Raw genomic sequence first — 20,378 nt, forward strand, 5'->3', positions numbered from 1 at the left:
GTTCAGATTGGCGTAGTTTTCTTAAAGAACACAACCTTGAAGCAAGTATGAGCCGCAGAGGGAACTGCCATGATAACGCTGTTGCAGAGAGTTTTTTCTCACTCCTAAAGAAGGATAGAGTTAAGCGAAAAGTCTATAAAACCAGAGATGAAGCACGCTCAGAAATATTTAACTATATCGAATATTTCTATAATCCAGTGCGCCATCATGGTAGTAATAACGGACTGTCACCAATGAAGTTCGAAAAGCAGTATTTTGAGAAACTAGAAAGTGTCTAGATAACTAGGGGCTTACCATTGTGAGCCTATGAATTTGAATCGAAGAGAAAAACTTCAGGTGTAGATACAGTTGCGAGCTTCCAAAACATGGATGTTTTGGCAGAGCTTACAGGGATGTACTTGCAGCGTCTCGTAGTTGTATCTGCACAATAGCCTGCGGCAGGCAACTAGGCTGATACAATCAATGTCAGGTTCACTTACATTTGAACAAAATAAAGCTTTTGGTCGAAAGCTTGGGTGTGGGTAAAGCGCCACGACGTTGATCCAAACAGAGTTTGGAAATCACTCGTATCACACAAATGAAATTGTACACAGGCAAGAAACAAATTTGTGGTGTAGATACAGTTGCGAGCTTCCAAAACATGGATGTTTTGGTAGAGCTTACAGGGATGTACTTGCAGCGTCTCGTAGTTGTATCTGCACAATAGCCTGCGGCAGGCAACTAGGTTGATACAATCAAGACCAAGCAATTCGTTAATGTCACTTAAGATTGAACAAAACACAGCTTTTAGTTGGAAACTGGGGGGGACAAAGCACTACAATGTTAATACCTTTAACTCTGCACAAAAGGTTGCATATCCGCTTCACTAAACGGTAAAACCTCGCCAACTTGCATATCACCGAGTTGAATGTGCCCGACTCGAACTCTGACCAGCCTGAGAGTAGCAAAACCCACTGCAGCGGTCATTTTGCGTACTTGGCGGTGTTTACCCTCATTGATCACAATTGACACCCAGCTAGTGGGACCATGGCGAGCGTCGCGGATTTTACGGCCGCGGTCTGGCAAGTCGGGTACGCTATCGAGTCGCTTTACTTGGCAAGGTAGGGTTTGGTGGGGCTGGCCTTTATGGGTAATACGCACACCTTGGCCTAACTGCTGTATGGCCGCTTGGGTTATCAAGCCGTCAACTTCTACGTAGTACTCTTTTTCAACGTTTTTGCTGCGTACATAATGGCTCATTTTACCATCTGTGGTTAATAAGATGAGTCCTTCAGAGTCATGGTCTAGCCGACCAATGGCCATAATTCCTTGAGGAAAAGAGCCTAAGTCAGCCAATAACGGCTTACGTTTACGCTGCTCGGGGACAAATTGGCTTAGGGTTCCGTAGGGTTTAAAGCATCGAAAATGGGCAACAGACATAATGCACTGTAATTAGCTTAGGGTAGACAGCTAGTGTAACGGCATTTAGAGGGAGCTGCATGTACTTTGGCTTACAGTTAATGGATGACAGCGCTGTCATTTGGGGTTATAGTTATGTTAATAAATGGCATTAACGCTGAGTTAATGCCTGGCATCAGCAGTTACTGAAGCTGGTTGGTGCACTTAGGCGCTTTAGCCACATTCAATCTCCATTTATAGAGTCAACGTTATGCAAATTGTGATTTTAAAAGACAGTAATGAAGTGGCGGCTTACGGTGCCAATATTTTTATCAACCAACTGCAGAAAAAAGCCAACTCAGTTTTAGGTTTAGCCACAGGCTCAACCCCGGTTGCGCTTTATCAAAAGTTGATAGTTGCAGCCACGTCAGGGACGATCAGTTTTAAGGATGTCACCACGTTTAACCTCGATGAGTACTTAGGCTTAGCAGGTAGCCATCCACAAAGTTATCGTTACTTCATGAACGAGCAGTTGTTTGATCATGTTGATATCAACAAAGACAACACTCACGTGCCACCCGGTGATGCCAGCGATCCTATTGCAGCCTGCGAAGGTTATGAGCAGCAAATCGTGGCCGCAGGCGGCGTGGATATTCAACTGCTTGGTATCGGGCGTAATGGTCATATTGGTTTTAATGAACCTTCGTCTGGCTTGATGTCTCGTACTCGAGTGAAAACCTTGACCAAAGCCACCATCGACGATAATGCCCGTTTTTTTGCTGCCGACGAATATCAACCACACCTGTCTATCACCATGGGGATAGGTACGATTTTAGATGCCAAAAAAGTCGTGCTATTGGCTACTGGTGAAAACAAAGCCGATGCTATTTTAGCAACAGTAGAAGGTGCGCTAACGGCATCTTGCCCAGCATCTGCGTTGCAATTACATCGCGATGCGGTTTTAGTCATCGACGAAGCTGCTGCATCAAAGTTGTCTGACTGTGAGTTCTATAAGCACATTGAAAATGAGAACCAGAAACTGCAAGCACAGCTCGCCAAGTTGTAAGTGGCACCTTATCCAAGAAAAGCAGGCTTAGCCTGCTTTTTTTATTGCTAAATTATCTATTCCAACTGATTAAATTGGTTAACTATTTGACGGCAAGCACAGTTAGTTCCTATGGTTAATACCAATCAGTATAAGAATTTGATCTACTCAGCGCGCTTTTGGCAAACTAATTCAAGGCGAATAACTGAAACAATGGTTGCTCCCTTGTGAGGTTATTCAACGCAGAAGTAGGTAGCCAAAAACGCGCCAGAATGGCGAGTTTTAACAGTTCTGATGCTGTGTTAACGAGCTTAACCGTAGAACAACTATGCTCTTCACTCGTTGCCTTACCTCAGAACCGCTAAACTCTCGCTGAGTGACTAAATGTTTATACTGATTGGTATAATAGATAACGTTAACAGGGAATAGACCTCATGCTTAAAAAAGTACTCATCATCTTTGCTGTACTCATTGCGCTGCCGTTTGTACTGGCACTGTTTGCGCCAAAAAACTACTCGGTAGTTACCAGCGTTGATATTGGTCGAGATAACCAAACCGTTTATGACTATGTGGTGTTACTTAAAAACCAAGATAATTTTAGTGTCTGGGCGCAGGTGGACCCACAGATGCAAAAAAGCTATCGAGGCGAAGATGGCCAAGTGGGTTTTGTGTCTGCCTGGAAAAGCGATAATCCGGATGTCGGCGAGGGTGAGCAAGAGATCACCGCGATTGTACCGGGGCAACGCATTGATTATGAGCTCAGGTTTTTAGCGCCTTTTGAGGCAGTGTCACCGGCGTACATGATTGTCACCCCTATTGATGCTGATAATACTCAAGTCACTTGGGGTTTTACTGGGCACCTTGATTATCCGATGAATTTGATGATGTGGTTTATCGATTTTGAAACCATGATTGATAACGATTTAAGCCAAGGGCTGAACTCATTAAAGTCATTGCTTGAAGCGCAATAACGTCTATTTCGGTAGCTTGAATTAACTTGCCATGACCATAGCGAATTGCCATTTCAAGCACAAAAATGCATTTGCTGTTAGTGATTAATTGATAGTCCTTCATCGCAGTTAGCCTATCTAGCAACGCCTCGCTTTCATCGGTTCTAGTAATGCCTGTGAATGATTTTGATTGAGTAAAGCTCTACTAAAATGAGTAGAGCTTTACTGTCGAGTTGCAGGTTAAATTGTTAGCTGTATTTTGTGGTGATGTCTATGGCTTTATACAGGTGAAGCTTTCGGCTTTCTCCATATCGCCAGTGCCATTATAGGTCGCTATTTCAGGGAAAGGACAGAGCGGGCGTGAACGATCTTTGGCCCAATTATTGGGTAGATCTAGGTTTTCTGCGCGGGTATTGGCAATAACTTTTTCTGGTGCTTCACCTCTTTCTACCCAAGCAATAATGTCTTCTAAGATGAAGTTAACTTGGTCAGTAGCTGGACCTTGGCCACAGTGATTCATACCTGGTACTAAGAATAACTTAGCAAAAGAGTCAGCTTTACCCCCATTTGCCTCATCAACGTTTTGATACCAATCAATGGTGTGTTGTACTGAGAATACCGGATCAGAAGAACCATGTACTACAATCATTTTGGCGCCACGCTCTCGGAGCGTATCAAAAGCTACTTCGCCATTTAATCCCATAAACTGCATGGCAGATTCATTGAATTCGTTGGTGGTATGGTTGATGGCAAAATTTGCTTCATCCATATCTAGGTTAATTGAGTATTGATAAGCTTCAATTAATCCAGGATCGCCATAAACATTATAGTCATCAAATTCTGTCGGCGGCACACTAAACACGGTCGCCACAGTGCCTGCATCGCGACTAAAAGCGTTAACCATTTCCCAAGATATCCAGCCATCATAGCCAATACCAATGTCATATGGGAATTGAGCATAAAGTGCTGTGCCATCTGATTTTTGTGGTCCTTGCATTATGTTGTCTAATGCGGTCTTTTGCTCATCCGTTAAACAGGTGCCATCTCGTTCGCCCACACAACTTGGTACATCTCGTTGTATATCAAACGCCATTTGGCAACCCACAATATTATTTACCATGCCATCTGCTGCGCCATCTAAGGCATCACACAGTTTCGTAACAGTATTTGCGATTAGCATATACTCTGCTGGGGTAACTGTTGCCTCTACAGCACTTTTAATCGCCGCAGCAGAGTCCATAGCAGTACCATCAGGGATTAAAGTGGCGAATTGTTGAACACCATATAACTGTGTAATAGCGGCTTGCGGCAGATCGAGTCCAGGGTTAGCGACAAGGTATCCATCATATTGTTCAGGTAGCCGGCTTGCTGCGACCATAGTGTGACGGCCGCCATTAGAACACCCACCAAAATAAGAACGATCTGGCGCTTTGCCGTAGGCTTTCTCGATTAACGACTTAGCCATTGGTGTAAGCTTTTCGACCGCTTGGTAACCATAATTAAGTCGTGCTTGGTTATCTAGCCCGAAGTATTGCTGCCCATACCCCTCATGGCCCGCATCAGAGCTAATAACTGCAAAGCCGTGGTTAAGTGCGCTTTCATCTTTGTGGACAAATCTTAAAAAGGTACCAACGGCTGCATTTACTCGGCCGTCTAAGCCGCCATTGGCTTGATAGTAGTAGCGCCCAGTCCAATCGATGGGTAAGCGCATTTCAAATTTAATTGCATAAGGTTGTTCTGTTGAACCTTGCAGGCCATTACCCAAACGTGATTCCATTTCGCCAGTAATAACACAATGCTCTGGTGCGGTGAAGCCTGAAACTTCACCTGCTTCAACCTTTACCGCAGAAGTAATTGTTGTGTCGTTAAAATCGAATTCGGTGATTAATTCATCGCAGAGTTCAAGCGTTGCAGGTTCTGCCTCTCCGAGAATGGGAAGATTGGTATTTTTATTATTGTCTGAGCTATTACAGGCCGTAAGTGGAACGGATAAAGCAACAGCGATAGCAATAGCATTAAATTTGTACGTCATAACAACTCCATATTTTAATATTATAGTAATTTACGCAGCAGGGGGGGGAGTGGAGCCAGCCAGTTGAGCACTGGCTCCGGGGAGCAAAGTAAGTCTGATGAGGGGCCTACTTCATGATGAAAAGTTACAGCTTAAATTTATAGTAAACGTAGAAGCGAGTATCAGTAAGGTCATCACCTTCTGCGTAACTAACTATTGCGTGGCGGGCTCGAACGCTTAGACCATCAACATATTGTGCTAAATCGTAAGTAACAGAGAAATCTGTTTCGTCAATATCTGTTGCGCTATTACCATCAACTTGATAATTGGCGTAGTTAACATAAGCGCTGACACCACTTAATACTGAGTCCTCGTTAAATCGATAACCAAGTTGAGCGCCATAAGCTTCTTCTTCAGCTCGAGCTGATTGATGAACTTGTTGAATAATGACTTTGTCGTCACCAAATGGCGCAACTACAAAGCCATCGCCAGTTTTCACGTACTTAACCGTGGCGTCAAAGCCATTCCATTTTGTACCTAAATGGAAGCCGGCTTGGTAGGTGTCAAAATTAGCCTCTGTGGCATCTAGGTTGCCAATTGAGTCTTGCTTTAAATACGATGGCTTGAAGTACCATTCAGTCGCTCCAAACTGCTTACTTATGTCGAATTTGAGGTGATATTGACTGTATACATCTTCCATGGAGTAGTACCACAGGCTTGTTTTGGCTTTAACGACATCAGTTGGAATGGTGTAGTTCGCACCTACAGCAATCATTGGGTTGTCATCAAAGTCAATATCAGCAACATTAATGCCATTACGTTGCATCTCACCTTTTACTCCGTCAGCAACAGACACGAACTCTTCGTTAGTCCAGCCCATGTAGTCAGTAATGTACAGTGCAGAGAGTTTAAGGTTATCGAATGATGTATTTTCAATACTTACACCGCGATAAGTAAACGGAATTGCGCGCAATGGGAATGGATTCATCATCGGCGTACGTAGCTCTTGAGCACCAATTCTGATGTTAGTGTCGTACCAATTACCATTAACAAAGTATTCTTGTAGGCGGTTAACTGATTGGCGCTCAGTCACCATACCTGGCGCGCCGCCGCCAACTAGACCATAAAGGCCATCATTGGTTTCCCAAATTGGGTTTGCAGAAGCAAATGAGCCGCCAAAGCTAATGCCGTTTGACTCGCCGGAGCGTAAGTAGAATAGCCCGCCCAAACTAGTATCACGGCGATCGGTAGCCTCACTATCAAAGTCTCTTTGGAAATCAAATAGTTGTAGTTGACCCTTAAAGCTGCCGTCTTTGAATATATTTTCTAATGGGTCAGCAGCAAAGGCAGGATTTACTGTCAAACAAGCTGCGACAATAGGTAGTAATTTAGTTTTCATAACTGTAATCCTTGTTATATTTAGATACTTGGTTTTTTAACCAAACCTTATGGCGTAACTAAATCAAATCGTAAATGACAACTGCCACAGTAGTTCACAGACTCTTCGTGTTGTTTGTGGCAATAGTTACAGTTAGTTTCTGTACCGAAATGGCGATTTTCATGCGGGTTGGTAATAGGGTGACCAGCCGTTGTTTCAGCTAGTTCAGCAGTGTCATGACACTCGATACACGTCGTCATGCGTACTTCATCTTTCATATTGTTAATATGGCAGTCTTTACAAACTAGGCCAGCATCTTTATGCGTTGCTTCAAGTAACTGCGAATCAGCAGCGATTGCTCCCGTTGTAAACAAGCTGAAAGCAAGAGACAACACGATTTTGTGAAGTGTTATTTTTTTCATAGTTTTATTCCATTGTTTCATTTTGAAGGCGCCCGAAATATCGGGCATCAACTTTGTTATTCATTAATGAGTTACAGTTTTGCCACGTACTTACCTGTCAAATAGCCTTCCGTGTAACAGCGGCCTAAAGACAAGCCAAATACAGTGAGTGGGTAATCAACGCCACCATAGAAACCGCCAGCCATATTGCCGGTAACAAATAAGCCGCCAATTGGGTTGCCATCCGCATTGAGTGCTTGTTGATTTACGTCAACTAACATGCCTGAGTTGATGGCGGAGATGCGCATACGGCGGTGAATGCCATAGAATGGCGCTTTGAGTACTGGAGCAAGGCGATTAGATGGCTTCCCAAAATCTTCATCTTGGCCTTTTTTGCATAACTCGTTATAACGCTCAACATTGGCTTTAAAGGTTTTTGGATCGCAACCTAATTTGACCGCAAGCTCTTCTAATGTATTTGCTTTGAAAGTATTGACTTGCGATGCATACACGCCTTTCTTTTCAGTTGGGTCTTCTGGCATGTACTTTTTTATTTCTTCAGGTGACCACAATTTGCCAGGCCAGTCTTTGGCGTCAGTCATATAGTTAGAGTCAAAAATCTGCGAGTAGTAGCCTGCGTCTTCTGCGGTGCGCAAGTAGTTATTCATTAGCGACATATCAACAGTTTCGTTGACAAAGCGCTTACCCTGGCGATTGACTGCTAGGAATGGCATGTCACACATAGAGGCAGGTCCTGCGTCAAAGTCGTGTAGCATTTTGGTATGACCGATTGGCTCAATGACACCACCTGCCCAATAAACCATATTGAAACCGTCACCGGTACGGTCCATTTGCTTGCGCTCAAAGTGTTTTAAGTCTGGAATGAAGAAATCACACATGGCTTTGTTGTTCTGGTAATCACCTGCAGATACGATCACACCTTTTCTAGCCATAAACTTGTGGTATGAACCGTCACGGTTTTGGGCAATAACACCGATAACTTTGCCAGACGGATCTTGGATTAGTTGATTCGCTGGGGTGTTGAAGAAAAATTTAACCCCAGCTTTTTCAGCGACTTTAGCAAGGTCGCGCATGCCATCGCCTGTGGTGTAAGGCTTAGGGCCACAGAAAGAAGTCACAAAGTTCAGTTTATATTCTGTGAGGCCACGAATACCATGTTGAGGCCCTGTTCCCTGATCGACAATACTACCACCGCCCTTTTGGGTACGGTCAATAACCCAAGAAACTGCTTCTCCTGAGTTATAGGCCCACTTTCTTAGTAGGGCTGGGTTGGCACGGTGTGCACTGTCACTTAATAATCTATTGACTAGTGCTTCTACACCCGCTTTATCACAGTTTTTTATATCGAGCCCGGAACCAGTATTGCCCTGAGAAACCACAATGGCTTGCTTTTGAATTACGGCGACTTTTGCACCACTTTCAGCTGCAGATAAAGCTGCTGGCACACCCGAAGCCCCGGCGCCGACAACTACGACATCAAATGTTTGTGTTGAGGATATTTGGCTATCTTTAATGGCTTTAGGTTTCGGCATGAAATCTAATGTTGCACCGCCATCGCTACTTTTCGCTAAGTTTTGGTTGTCGACAGTTTCAGCAAGTGCACTAGAACCCGTTAAGCCAGCAAATGCTACGGCACCGGTTCCCATCGTCGCGCGGGATAAAAAGCTTCGGCGAGATATACCATTTTGCAGTACATTTTTTGTGTATTGATCCATGACCTTAGTTTCAGGTGATTTATTTTTACTCATTTCATGCTCCTTTGCCCCGCGAACTGGATTGGCGCTAATTACCGTTTGTTCTGCTTTAAACTTCGCAAGGTATCTATTTTCTTGTTATAGAAAGTGAGAACGAGGCTGTGTGACGTTGTGCAGCCATCATGTTTTTATAAATATCAAATGTATGACATTTGATATTTAAAATGTATGACATTTGAATTTGGCTGTACACGGAAAAAGTTCCAAGCTGTAAAAAGCATCACATATTGAGTTTTTTTCACGTAGGGTTCACTAAAATCAACAATGGTTTGAGGATTTGCTATCTGTATGTTGCTTTATTGAAAAATCAGCGCTAGGAGCATTGGTGGGAAATAATGGCCGGGAATTAATCGAGAAACTACTACTAATATACGTATGTGATAGAATTATGATCTATCTACTTTGAGGATGTATTTTGACCCCTTTCAAACCTGTCAAACAAGTAAAGGCTTCTGAAGAAGTTTTCAATCAACTAAAGTCGGCTATTTTTAAAGGGCAATACCTTGCTGGTGAAAAGCTACCTTCTGAACGAGAACTCATTGCGACTTTTTGTGTTAGTCGCACGGTAGTCAGAGAGTCGATTAAAGCTTTAGAAGCCAGTGGCTTAGTGCAAATAAAGCAAGGCGCTACTGGTGGTGCATTTATTAAAGAGTTGACCTTTGAAAGACTGACTTCAGCGACTAAAGATTTATTCTTCATGAATCAAATGACGTTTAGTGAAATTTGCGAAGCAAGACTGAACATCGAGCCTATGGTTGCTCGCTTGGCTGCTGAGAACTGTACAGAAGAATGTGCCGAAAAGCTCAGGTTAGCCTGTTCGAAAGAAAATGACTCATTGGAGTATCCAGAAACGGTAATGTTAAGAAGTCATGTTCATTATTTGCTCGCGGATATGTGTAACAATCGCTATTTGACTGCGATCGTTAAATCTATGATTCAACTGGTAGGAAGAATTACCGAAGAATTTCAACCTAATACAGATGAGATACACCCTGCGGGTCTTCATGATGTTATTGTGGAAGCGGTCATTGCAGGTGATGGAGCTAAAGCTGAACGTGAAATGTATCTTCACCTCAAAACGTTTTTAACTATCACTCAAGAAATTGAAAGACAATATAGAGAAAGCTTAGCTAGCTGAACTTTAATTTAATATTGTTCAAAAGCGCAGTAGTTGAACTGCTAAATATCAATATAAAAGGTTTTATATGCCTTAATACCTCTGGTGAATGTTGAGACAATGATTTGCGAATTCCTTTGGAAACAACCTGTATACGGGCTGTGTCGTGAGTATAGGTAGATCGCCAATTTCAGATTAGTTTGCTTTTTTGTCTCTGTTTGGGAAGACTTTTCCATTACTATTCATGCTATTTTCGTATTCCTTACTTTTAATCTATTACTGGTTTAAGAGATAGATAACGGTAAAATTCACTCTATTTTTTATTGGTAATGTTTAATAAATTCAACTGGTTAACAGTTTACCTCCTCATGTTTTTTATATTAGTAACTCAAATGTAAATTTTGTTGAGAGTGGTTATCATTTTCATTAAGATCTTTGGCCTTTTTAGTGTGTTTAGAGACCTGCTAGTGTTACCAAAGAGGCTGATGATGGACCAAATGTTTAAACTAAAATACCCAGGGTTGCTACTTGCGATGTCCCTGACTGCACAGCCTAGCTGGGCAGAAGAGCCAACGACAACTGCTGCGGCAGATGAGAGTGAAATGGAGATCATCACCATTAGTGGTAAAGGCCTGATCTCTTATGTCAGTGCTTCTGCGGCTAAAACGGATATGCCGATTATTGAAACGCCGTCTTCAATCTCGGTATTAACCGAAAAACGTATTACTGACTTGGGGGCAGAAAACGTACAAGACGCCATAGGATACGTGGCCGGGGTCTATAATGGTCCCTATGGCGTCGACACCCGCGGTGACTGGGCACAAATTCGTGGCGTGTCGCCGCTGCAATATCAAGATGGTTTACAGATGATGTTTGGTAACTATAACAATGTCCGTACCAATCCCTATATGTTGCAGCAGATTGAAATTCTTAAAGGTCCTTCATCAGTACTTTATGGTCAAGGCTCAACGGGCGGTATCATTAACTTAGTGACTAAGCGTCCTGAAGCTGAGCAAAAAGGTGAAATTTGGGCACAAGTTGGTAACTACGATCGCAAGCAACTAGCCGCGGACGTAACCGGTGCCATCGATGAAGATGAGACCTGGTTGTACCGCTTAACCGGTTTGTACCGTGACAGTGATACCCAAACCGATCATGTTGAAGATAACAGCTACTTTGTTGCCCCTGCATTAACTTGGTTTGCCACAGACAGCACTAAGATTACCTTACTGGCCAACTTGCAAAAGAATGAATCGGGTTCAAGCACCCAGTTTTTCCCTCATGTTGGCACAATTCTGCCTGCGCCTAATGGCCAGATCCCAAGTGAGCGTTTTGTCAGTGAGCCTGGGTTTGACCAATATGACACGCAGCAGCGTGCGATCACCTTATTAATCGATCAAGAGCTTAATGACTATATGTCGCTACATTGGGCGACGCGATACGTAGACAGTGAATCGACTTACCGCACTATGTATGCTTGGCCATTTGCGTTGCAAGCTGACAATCGTTCGCTATTACGCTCAATTTCAATGAGTGATGCAACGGCTGAGGCATATACTTCAGATCTGCGCCTACAAGCCAAGTTTGACACCGGCTCAGTGGAGCACAACTTAACCTTCGGTGTTGATTATCAAGATGTGGAAATTGATACCGACCGTCTATTTGTTTGGAACGGCGGTGGCTTGATTGATATTTATGATCCGCAATACGGCGTTAACCCAGAGCAGTATCCGACTGATGCGGATATTCCTGATTCGCCAGCAGAGAAAAGCCAGCAACTGGGTATATACCTGCAAGACTCGATTAAGTTTGGTAGCTGGGTGATCAGTGGTGCTTTGCGACACGATCAAGTCGAATCTGACACGGCTACAGAAGGCACTCAAGATCAAAGTGCCACAACCGGTAGACTGGGAATTTTGTATAGCTTCGACTCGGGTATTGCACCCTATGCAAGTTACTCACAATCGTTTCTACCTATTTATGGCTCTAATGAAGTAGGTACACCATTTAAGCCCCAAGAAGGTGAGCAGTATGAGGTGGGGGTTAAGTATCAACCCAGTGGCACTGAGCATCTATTCACCGCATCGGTATTTGATATCACCGACAAAAACCGCAAGCAGTCGGCAGGGCCAGATCTGACTTTACAATTAGGTGAAGTTGAAATTCAAGGTCTAGAGCTTGAAGCGCAGTTAGAGTGGGATGAGATTGATGTCTATGCAAGTTATGCCTATACCGACTCAACCAAACATAGCTCAACGTTAGGTGAAGATGGCGCTAAGTTAGCCGCTATGCCAGATCACATGTTGTCGACTTGGTTAACCTATCGCCCACAGTCTTTCTGGCAAGGCTTCAAAGCCGGTGTCGGTTTCCGTTATGTTGGCGAAACCTCTGATGGCAGTATTGACGTCGTATTGCCTGATGGTACGGTAGCGCATAATGCGTTAAATACGGATGCTTATCACCTGTTTGATATGATGATTGGCTACGAGTTTGACCAATTTGATATTAGCGTTAACGTGGATAATATTACCGATGACACCGTTATTACGAGCTGTTTAGCGCGCGGTGATTGTTTCTATGGTCAGCGCCGTACCATTACCGCTAATGTGAGATATAACTTCTAGTTGCGCTAGCCACTCGCGGGCAACGTAGCGATACAAAAAGGCCATAGCTGACGCTATGGCCTTTTTGTATGTAAACCCTTTACCCGCTAGCAAGGCTATGCGGTTTGCGCTATCAAGGGGCAAGTTTGATTGCGGCCTTGGCTTTTGGCTTGATACAGCTGTTTATCGGCTTGTTCGATTAACTCATCGAAGGCGGTATTACGCAGGTGCCCGTAAGCGAGGCCGATACTGGCTGTAACGGCAAGATCGCTAGCATCAGCGCTGAATCTCAATTGTGAAATGCGCTGGCGTATACCCTCAGCAATGGCCTGAGCTGCTTTCATCTTGGTTTGCGGTAATACGATAATAAACTCTTCTCCCCCCCAGCGAGCGGCGATATCTTGCTGTCGTTGGCTAGCCTGGATCTGTTTAGCAATTGCAATCAATACCTTGTCACCTGTTTGATGACCGTAGTTGTCATTAATCGCTTTAAAATGATCAATATCGATGATCACAACAACTAGGCTCTTATCTGCTTTGCTGGCCTTAATAAACTGTTGGGTTTTCTGATAAAAAGCCCGGCGGTTGTTCAAACCTGTGAGTGGATCCGTTTTAGCCATGTATTCGGCGTGCAGTTTGTCGCGCTCGCTAATTCTAAACTTGTTCGCCAGCGCTAAAGCCAGCAAGACCACATCAATCAGTAAGCCCACTTCTCCTGCTCTAAAGGTCATATTGCTGTAGGGAATTACGCCAATAACAGCAAGACCGGTAGTCGCGGTACCTAACATTGATGATACCGATGCCAGCAGAAAAATTTTCGCGTTGGGCATATTGGCGCGCCATGCAAAGAACCCCAACATCAGCATCAGAAAAGAGAACAACAGCATAAAATCAAAGGCAAGGATCAATGCCATCACCTGGTCGTCAAACAGGTACGCTAAGCCAAAGAGACCAGGGAAACCAATGCAGATAGTACTGATTAACCTATGTAGTCGCGGGTAGAGTTGGCGAATATTTAAAAACCGTAACGCAAACAGCAAGCCAAATACATTGAAGGTCATCATCAGTAGTGGTAAGCCCCACTGTTGCCACATAGGAGTGTTAGACCAGAACCAGCGAAACCCATGGCCAGTATAGGCTAAGTTCATTAGTAAAAAAGAAAACAAAAACAAGGAATAGAGTAGGTAACTGATGCTACGCATACCGATAAACAGCATCAGGTTATAGATCAATAAACAGGTTATTGCGCCATAAATAAACCCGTAGGTATAACTTTCAAACTCCAGCTCGTCTGCCGCTTGATTATGGGTGAGTAAATACATCGGCACGACCATAGGGTCTGGGCTGGCAATATGAAGTAGTAGCTGCGATTTACCCGGCGGTAGCATCAGCATGCTATTGAAGTAACGGCCGTTGTCAGCACGTTGATCAAACGGATATTGGTCCCCCAAAATACGCACTTTAGTCACAGCTTGTTGATGAAACTGGTAAAGCTCGATACGGTTTAACCAGGAGTTTTTGATTTGAAAGAACCGGCTTGTTGGCTTGTCGTTGGGATTGAGAAACTCAACGGCTATCCAGGTTGGCTCCGCCCCAATGCCGAAGTTAATGGTCGGGCTATTTTGTCGCGTAAATTGACCTTGTTGAAACAACTGCCTTGCTTGTATTGCTTGGATGGGCTGTTCGGGGTGATAAACATAGCTGTGCTCGCCGATGGGCTGGTGATATTCATGGCTAATGTCAATCGAGGCAATAGCTTGACGCGCGTTGGCTTGGGCCGCGGTGTAAAAGCTGCTCAACACGAATATGCATAACAAAACGAGTGGTGCCCATCGATGAGTCAACATAGTTAAAGGTCACTTTATATGGAGTTGGCCAAATTATCTGCGCGATTGGGTTGCTTACCGGCAATGATAGTTGGCTAGTTTACAGTATCTTAACATCCAAGGGGCTCGGCTATTGGTATTAATCGGTAAAGTTTTGTTGCGTGCGCAATGAAATTGAGGCTGTGTAAAGCAACTGCTACAAGGATGAGTTATTTTAGCGTTGCTTAGAAAAGCTGATTTTTGTTGTCAGGTTTGCTAGTTTGGGTCATCGTTTATTGGCACTGTTTTAGACTAAGGATTGCGCATGTCAGAGATTCATCACCCACTCACCGATTTTATTAAATACAGTGAAGCTGAGATGCTTACCCGTGCCACTGAGCAATATACAGAAGTGAAGCGCCGGCACAGTATTCGGATGTTTTCAGACAAGCCTGTACCACAGGAAATTATTGCCAAGTGTATTCAGACTGCAGCGACAGCGCCAAGTGGTGCCAATCATCAACCTTGGCATTTTGTCGCCATTAGCGATCCTGAAGTGAAAGCGCAAATTCGCGAGCAAGCTGAGGCGTTAGAGCGCTCTTTCTATGAGGGCAGAGCTGGCGAAGAATGGCTAGAAGCACTGAAGCCGTTGGGAACCGATGCTAATAAAAGCTACCTTGAAAAAGCGCCGTGGCTGATTGCGGTGTTTTCACAAAAACGTGGCGGCCTAGATAACAATGAAGATACGACTAATTACTACGTTCATGAGTCGGTTGGCATTGCCACAGGCTTTTTGCTGCAAGCCTTGCATCATGCTGGATTAGGTACACTAACCCATACGCCTAAGCCTATGTCTTTTTTGAGTAAAGTCTGTAACCGAGACAATGATGTTGATAGGCCTTATATGCTGATAGTGGTGGGTTATCCTGATGACGATGCCACCATTCCTGAGCATTCAACTAAGAAAAAATCGCTGGATGAAATTTGTACTTTCCTATAAAAAAACGGGCATCAATGATGCCCGTTTTTTTCACTCGAACTTGTCAATATTAGAGCGTGGCATGGGGACCAAAAACTTCATAATGAATGGCATCGCTCTGCACGCCCAGCGCCAATAATTGCTGCTGCACTGCGCGCATAAAAGCAACGGGTCCACAAAGATAGAAATCACCATCATTAAGGGGTAATTGCTCGGCTATAGGAGCCAGTTGCATTAGGCCTTGGTGAACCTCAGTACCTTTGATCGAGTCACTGGTTTGCTGCTGATTAAGCCATAGGTGGCAGCGCAGCGGTAATGCTTCACTTAATTGCGCAACACGTGATTGAAATGATAACTGCGCGGCATTTTCACAGGCATGCAAATAAGTGATGCCATGTTGATGTTTATTACTGGCTAAGGTTTCTAGCATCGCCTGCATTGGGGTGATCCCCACACCGGCAGAAATGAGCACAACTGGCTTATCATTATCTTGGTAATGGAAATCACCGGCAGGCGCAAACAACTCGACACGGTCACCCACGTTTACGCTGTGATGCAGATAATTGGACACAACACCATCCACTGCTGACTCGCCTGTTGCAGCAGCATTGGCAGACTCGCGTTTGACAGAAATACGATAGTGAGTGCCATTGGCCTTATCAGATAGCGAGTACTGGCGGATCTCTTGATGTGGGTGACCGTCGGGAGCAACTTTAATACCGATGTATTGTCCGGGTAGGTAATCGGCGACCGCCAGACCATCTTCTGGGCTGAGGATAAAACTCGTGACTAACTCAGATTCAATGACCTTGTCACTGATGATAAACCCCCTTGGGCCCTGCCAACCGCCGGTCTTGTGACTGCTGGCGTGATACAAGCTGGCTTCTTTATCTATAAAGACATTGGCCAGCAGCCCATAAGCTGCGGTCCAAGCTTCTTCTACTTCAGCGGTAAACGCATCAGGTGCCAGTTCTCTTAGTGTCTCAATTAAGTAATGGCCGACGATGGGGTAGTGTTCGGGCTGAATGTGAAAGCTCGTGTGTTTATGGGCAATGCGTTCCACTGCGCTACCTAATGCCGCAAGGTTGTCGATGTGTTTGGCATAGGCCAAAATGGCATTGAATAACGCCGCACTTTGGCCGCCAGAATGTTGGTGGCTCAAGTTAAAAATATCTTTTAGCTCAGGGTTGTGGCTAAACATACGCTGGTAAAAATGTTCAGTAATGGCAGTGCCGGCTGATTCTAGTAATGGCACGGTACTTTTTACGGTATTGATATGTTGCGCAGATAACATCGATATATCCTTTTTTGTTGTCATTATCGGTAGCCAATGCTGACTACCCATATATTAGCCCAATCAGGCCAAGTTGTTGCTTCAGGTGAATAAAGTGTCGGGTTATTCAGGTTTAAGCTTATTTACTGGCCCTTGCCGCTGTGAGAATTGGTATGTAGTGCCAAAGAAATAGCCCAAAAGCGATAATCCAGCAGCCAGCACTGAGTTGCCAGCCAAGTATCGGTTGGCCAACGCTTGGCAATGCGACCCGCGCTACAGCGCCTATCAGCAGCAATGCGAAGGCTGCAATCATGTTGCGGTGGACACTCAGTGCACGTCCGGTATGGCCTAACGAGACCCGTGAAATCATCGCTAAGATCATCGCACCTATCGTGCCGACGGTGATCATGTGTAATGCATCGGCAAAACGAATACTATCGACGTGATAGCTTAGCCCTAAGCCGATTAAACCTATGGCTAAAGCAAAGTATGACGCGTGCAAAGACCACAGCAGAGGGACCTTGGCGGTTGCCAGTGGCGCCCAAAAATACTGTCTCATCAAGTGTAAGGTGCCACTGAGAATCAGCAGACTAGCGGGCGTGAAAGGTAATGGCACAAAATAACCTAGCAGAAAAACACTGGCGCCGATGACTGTACTTATAAGCAGTAACTTATCGAGCATGGGCGTTGCTGTGACCTTGGCATGTTGCGCGCCGCGACCGGTGAAAAAGGGGATAACTCTGCCCGCGACTATGCCGACTAGCAGGCCAAAGACTAAAATTGCCGAGCGAGATAAATGCAGAGCCAGCGCAGTGTTGTTAGCAAAGTCACTGAGCAAAACCCCAATATTGAGCAGCATCATCATGCTTAGCAATGGAATGAATTGATAGTTACGCTGACTTTTAGCAGTGACTACCATCGTCGCGAGGTAGGTGATACTGATTAACCACCACAGGCTTTGCATGCCGACAGTCAGCCATTGTAGTCCGTCAGTGGCAAACCAAATCAGGCCTCTAGCTGCTAGCCAGATCAGGGTCAACGCAATCAATCTCCAGCCATGAATACTCTGCTTGCCGGTCCATGTTTGTGCGGCGGTTAATAAAAAGCCCACAGCGATAGTGGCCCCAAAACCAAATAGCATTTCATGGATATGCCAAACGACAGGCGATAAGCTGCTATTGCTAAGCATTATGTCGTTACCCGTAAGCGCTAACCACCAAGCTAGCATACTGATACAAGATAGTAGGCTGGCAGCGATAAACCATGGGCGAAAAGCCAGCTCCCACAGCGGGTGTTTAGCAATCGTGTTGGTCAATCCAACAGTACGTTGTGGAGATATTTGGCTGAGCTGACCATCACTATTTAGGATAGTTTTGCTATTTAGCTTAATAGGTTGTTTTGCCATAGCCTGCTTCTTGTTATTGAGTTGTCGAGTTGTGAGTTAAGGGGGTTAGTCGTTGGCTAGAGACAGCTAACGCTGCTAACTTGTCAGCGGCCACTTAAAGCTGTTTGTACCCCAGTCCATCTAAGCCGATACAGCGCACCACGTAGCCGATTTTGATAAAGGTTGCGAATAGGATGAGCGCTATATGGCTGGCAACTTGGGCCACTAAAGAGAAATGAGTGGCAAAGGTGTATCCCACCAATATGCTGAGCAACATGCCGATCACGGCGATAGCCATAGTGATGTTGCCCGCCGACTGCACACGCTGATAGAAACTGGGACCTTGAGCGATTTGGGCATGAGTCGATGGCGTCGCGAAATAATCGGGAGTTGTTAAGGTCATGGTTTGCATAGTAATGCTCCTTAATAAGCCATTATCGTGACGGCAATCTTGAGGTGTCGGCGATAATTTATTTTGGGTAACTAACACTGTAATAGCGATAATCGTGCCAATTATAAAAATCACTAATAATCAATTAATTATGATTTTTACATTGAAAAAAAGAGTCTTTATGACTCACTATTTTTGCTGTCAAAAAGACTGCTTGGTATCTTTTTGACTGTGGTGTTAGACTGATATCGCGCCGATTACTTGGCATCGTGCCAAATTAAGCTGTTGAACTAGGATGACAACATGAGCGAAATCTCCTCTGCTGCGCTAATTGCCTTAGCGTTAGATTTGACCCAAAGCTTGGCGGATAAAGACAGGTTTGATCGCTTGCTGAGTACGGTGCGCCATGCGGTGGATTGTGATGCGGTGGTATTGCTACATGTACAAGGTGAGCAGCTAAAACCTTTGGCACTGCAAGGGCTTGCCAAAGAAACCTTAGGGCGACGATTTGAGATTGGTGCCCACCCGCGTTTTTTACAGATATGTCAGTCAACGGAGCCGGTACGCTTTGCTGCAGACTGTGGCTTACCTGATCCCTACGATGGCCTGTTATTGGTTCACGATGGCGATCTGCCTGTGCATGCTTGTATGGGGCTGCCACTGCTGGCCAATGATCAGCTAATCGGGGTGCTGACATTAGACAGCATGGTGCCCAATGTGTTTGATGATATTCCCAAACGCAGCTTGGATATTATCGCAGCTATGTCCGCTGCCACCTTAAATACTGCCATGATGCTGCAGGAGCTAGAAAGTCATTCGCAGCATAGTCAGCAAGTGGTCGCTGAGTTAACCCATGAAGCCTTGGTGAAAGATGGCGGCGAGCTTATCGGTGACAGCGAGGTCATGCTCAAGCTTAAAAATGAAATTGACATGGTGGCAGGCTCTGACTATTCGATACTGATTGAAGGCGATACCGGTGTCGGCAAGGAGCTGGTGGCCAGAACCATTCACACTCGCTCTTCTCGCCGTGATGCCCCTTTAGTTTATGTTAACTGCGCCGCATTGCCGGAAACCCTGATTGAAAGTGAGTTGTTTGGTCACGTAAAAGGTGCTTTTACCGGAGCAGATCGTGACCGTGTGGGTAAGTTCAGCCTCGCCAGTGGCGGCACTATTTTTCTTGATGAGATTGGTGAGCTACCGCTTGCGGTACAGAGCAAACTGTTACGTGCCCTGCAAAATCAAGAGATCCAAGTGGTTGGCAAAGACAGTATTGAGCACGTCGACGTGCGCATTGTAGCAGCGACCAATCGTCAACTTGCCGTTGAAGTTGAACAGGGGCGTTTTCGTGCTGATCTATACCACCGCCTCAGTGTTTATCCGTTGCAAGTGCCAGCACTGCGCGAGCGTGGCGGCGATATCAGCTTGCTGGCAGGGTATTTTATTGAGCTTACTCGGCGTAAGTTAGGAATGGGGCAGTTGGCGATAACCGCAGATGCTTTAGCCTTATTGTCGGCGTATGACTGGCCCGGCAATGTGCGTGAACTTGAGCATGTAATTAGCCGTGCAGCGCTGCGTGCCCGTGGTGATAGTCGCACCGATATTGTGCGTATCGGTTTAACTCACCTAGCGTTGACCATGCCGCAGCAATCCGATACGCAGCCCATAGCAGCCAGCGCAGCAGTAGCTGTTGATACTCAGCTTAATCTCAAGCAGCAAACGGAAGCCTTTCAGCGACAATTGATTATGCAAAAACTGGCTGATCATCAAGGAAATTGGTCTGCAGCAGCTAAATCGCTGAATGTGGATCGTGCTAATTTAAACCGTTTAGCCAAACGCTTAGGCATACAAGTGAGCAAACGGGTAGAGCTAAACTGAGTATTGCTTTAGCA

At 45.0% G+C, this 20,378-nt stretch carries 17 protein-coding genes; 8 read left to right on the top strand and 9 right to left on the bottom strand.

Going from position 1 to position 20,378, the window contains the following annotated elements:
• The coding region (locus L865_RS0106335) for an IS3 family transposase (protein ID WP_028772461.1) at positions 1 to 278 on the top strand (278 nt) is incomplete at its 5' end.
• Between the two features lie 553 nt (positions 279 to 831).
• Here L865_RS0106335 and L865_RS23240 read toward each other — a convergent pair.
• A complete protein-coding gene (locus L865_RS23240) occupies positions 832 to 1,419 on the bottom strand; it encodes a pseudouridine synthase (RefSeq protein ID WP_037470656.1) in 588 nt (195 codons plus the stop codon).
• Positions 1,420 to 1,648: 229 nt separating this feature from the next.
• Between L865_RS23240 and nagB the strand changes: the two genes are divergently transcribed.
• The 3 genes from nagB (at position 1,649) to L865_RS0106350 (ending at position 3,393) form a co-directional block, all read left to right on the top strand.
• A complete protein-coding gene (gene nagB, locus L865_RS0106345) occupies positions 1,649 to 2,443 on the top strand; it encodes a glucosamine-6-phosphate deaminase (protein ID WP_028772462.1) in 795 nt (264 codons plus the stop codon).
• Positions 2,444 to 2,649: 206 nt separating this feature from the next.
• The gene (locus L865_RS25420; protein WP_157577471.1) at positions 2,650 to 2,787 is read left to right on the top strand and encodes a hypothetical protein; all 138 of its coding nucleotides are present in this window, start codon (positions 2,650 to 2,652) and stop codon (positions 2,785 to 2,787) included.
• 69 nt (positions 2,788 to 2,856) lie between these two features.
• Positions 2,857 to 3,393, top strand: coding sequence for an SRPBCC family protein (locus L865_RS0106350; protein WP_028772463.1), 537 nt, complete (start codon positions 2,857 to 2,859; stop codon positions 3,391 to 3,393).
• A 250-nt stretch (positions 3,394 to 3,643) separates the two neighbouring features.
• Here L865_RS0106350 and L865_RS0106355 read toward each other — a convergent pair whose 3' ends face one another.
• From L865_RS0106355 to L865_RS0106370, 4 genes are all read right to left on the bottom strand, one after another.
• The gene (locus L865_RS0106355) at positions 3,644 to 5,404 is read right to left on the bottom strand and encodes a tannase/feruloyl esterase family alpha/beta hydrolase (protein WP_028772464.1); all 1,761 of its coding nucleotides are present in this window, start codon (positions 5,402 to 5,404) and stop codon (positions 3,644 to 3,646) included.
• Positions 5,405 to 5,528: 124 nt separating this feature from the next.
• Positions 5,529 to 6,782: an OprD family outer membrane porin gene (locus tag L865_RS0106360; protein WP_028772465.1), complete on the bottom strand. Its 1,254-nt coding sequence runs from the start codon at positions 6,780 to 6,782 to the stop codon at positions 5,529 to 5,531.
• Positions 6,783 to 6,829: 47 nt separating this feature from the next.
• On the bottom strand, positions 6,830 to 7,183 hold the full coding sequence (locus L865_RS0106365) for a cytochrome c3 family protein (RefSeq protein WP_028772466.1): 354 nt from the start codon (positions 7,181 to 7,183) through the stop codon (positions 6,830 to 6,832).
• A gap of 71 nt (positions 7,184 to 7,254) precedes the next feature.
• A complete protein-coding gene (locus L865_RS0106370) occupies positions 7,255 to 8,931 on the bottom strand; it encodes an FAD-dependent oxidoreductase (RefSeq protein WP_028772467.1) in 1,677 nt (558 codons plus the stop codon).
• Positions 8,932 to 9,352: 421 nt separating this feature from the next.
• On the opposite strand from L865_RS0106370, the gene L865_RS0106375 reads away from it, so the two are divergent.
• Positions 9,353 to 10,075, top strand: a complete 723-nt coding sequence (locus L865_RS0106375; protein ID WP_037470659.1) for a FadR/GntR family transcriptional regulator — start codon at positions 9,353 to 9,355, stop codon at positions 10,073 to 10,075.
• A gap of 467 nt (positions 10,076 to 10,542) precedes the next feature.
• Positions 10,543 to 12,678: a TonB-dependent siderophore receptor gene (locus L865_RS0106380; RefSeq protein ID WP_028772469.1), complete on the top strand. Its 2,136-nt coding sequence runs from the start codon at positions 10,543 to 10,545 to the stop codon at positions 12,676 to 12,678.
• 95 nt (positions 12,679 to 12,773) lie between these two features.
• Here the strand turns inward: L865_RS0106380 and L865_RS0106385 are convergent, their stop codons facing one another.
• Positions 12,774 to 14,459, bottom strand: a complete 1,686-nt coding sequence (locus L865_RS0106385) for a sensor domain-containing diguanylate cyclase (protein ID WP_051484481.1) — start codon at positions 14,457 to 14,459, stop codon at positions 12,774 to 12,776.
• A gap of 328 nt (positions 14,460 to 14,787) precedes the next feature.
• Between L865_RS0106385 and L865_RS0106390 the strand changes: the two genes are divergently transcribed.
• Complete coding sequence (locus L865_RS0106390) at positions 14,788 to 15,462, top strand: nitroreductase family protein (protein WP_028772471.1); 675 nt, start codon at positions 14,788 to 14,790, stop codon at positions 15,460 to 15,462.
• Positions 15,463 to 15,511: 49 nt separating this feature from the next.
• Here the strand turns inward: L865_RS0106390 and hmpA are convergent, their stop codons facing one another.
• From hmpA to L865_RS0106405, 3 genes are all read right to left on the bottom strand, one after another.
• Positions 15,512 to 16,735, bottom strand: coding sequence for an NO-inducible flavohemoprotein (hmpA, locus tag L865_RS0106395; RefSeq protein ID WP_028772472.1), 1,224 nt, complete (start codon positions 16,733 to 16,735; stop codon positions 15,512 to 15,514).
• 118 nt (positions 16,736 to 16,853) lie between these two features.
• On the bottom strand, positions 16,854 to 18,119 hold the full coding sequence (locus L865_RS0106400) for an NnrS family protein (protein WP_084632481.1): 1,266 nt from the start codon (positions 18,117 to 18,119) through the stop codon (positions 16,854 to 16,856).
• A gap of 94 nt (positions 18,120 to 18,213) precedes the next feature.
• Complete coding sequence (locus L865_RS0106405; protein ID WP_051484482.1) at positions 18,214 to 18,510, bottom strand: hypothetical protein; 297 nt, start codon at positions 18,508 to 18,510, stop codon at positions 18,214 to 18,216.
• Between the two features lie 282 nt (positions 18,511 to 18,792).
• Here L865_RS0106405 and norR point away from each other — a divergent pair, with 282 nt between their 5' ends.
• Positions 18,793 to 20,364: a nitric oxide reductase transcriptional regulator NorR gene (norR, locus tag L865_RS0106410; RefSeq protein ID WP_028772475.1), complete on the top strand. Its 1,572-nt coding sequence runs from the start codon at positions 18,793 to 18,795 to the stop codon at positions 20,362 to 20,364.
• The last annotated feature ends 14 nt before the right edge of the window (positions 20,365 to 20,378 follow it).

Origin of the sequence: Shewanella waksmanii ATCC BAA-643 (assembly GCF_000518805.1) — a bacterium.
GTDB classification, from domain to species: Bacteria; Pseudomonadota; Gammaproteobacteria; order Enterobacterales; family Shewanellaceae; genus Shewanella; species Shewanella waksmanii.

Bases quoted from the DNA above. Each gene is read 5' to 3' on its own strand.
- L865_RS23240 (WP_037470656.1), bottom strand. From the start codon at position 1,419: ATGTCTGTTGCCCATTTTCGATGCTTTAAACCCTACGGAACCCTAAGC.
- nagB (WP_028772462.1), top strand. From the start codon at position 1,649: ATGCAAATTGTGATTTTAAAAGACAGTAATGAAGTGGCGGCTTACGGT.
- L865_RS0106350 (WP_028772463.1), top strand. From the start codon at position 2,857: ATGCTTAAAAAAGTACTCATCATCTTTGCTGTACTCATTGCGCTGCCG.
- L865_RS0106355 (WP_028772464.1), bottom strand. From the start codon at position 5,404: ATGACGTACAAATTTAATGCTATTGCTATCGCTGTTGCTTTATCCGTT.
- L865_RS0106360 (WP_028772465.1), bottom strand. From the start codon at position 6,782: ATGAAAACTAAATTACTACCTATTGTCGCAGCTTGTTTGACAGTAAAT.
- L865_RS0106365 (WP_028772466.1), bottom strand. From the start codon at position 7,183: ATGAAAAAAATAACACTTCACAAAATCGTGTTGTCTCTTGCTTTCAGC.
- L865_RS0106370 (WP_028772467.1), bottom strand. From the start codon at position 8,931: ATGAGTAAAAATAAATCACCTGAAACTAAGGTCATGGATCAATACACA.
- L865_RS0106380 (WP_028772469.1), top strand. From the start codon at position 10,543: ATGGACCAAATGTTTAAACTAAAATACCCAGGGTTGCTACTTGCGATG.
- L865_RS0106390 (WP_028772471.1), top strand. From the start codon at position 14,788: ATGTCAGAGATTCATCACCCACTCACCGATTTTATTAAATACAGTGAA.
- hmpA (WP_028772472.1), bottom strand. From the start codon at position 16,735: ATGTTATCTGCGCAACATATCAATACCGTAAAAAGTACCGTGCCATTA.
- L865_RS0106400 (WP_084632481.1), bottom strand. From the start codon at position 18,119: ATGGCAAAACAACCTATTAAGCTAAATAGCAAAACTATCCTAAATAGT.
- L865_RS0106405 (WP_051484482.1), bottom strand. From the start codon at position 18,510: ATGCAAACCATGACCTTAACAACTCCCGATTATTTCGCGACGCCATCG.
- norR (WP_028772475.1), top strand. From the start codon at position 18,793: ATGAGCGAAATCTCCTCTGCTGCGCTAATTGCCTTAGCGTTAGATTTG.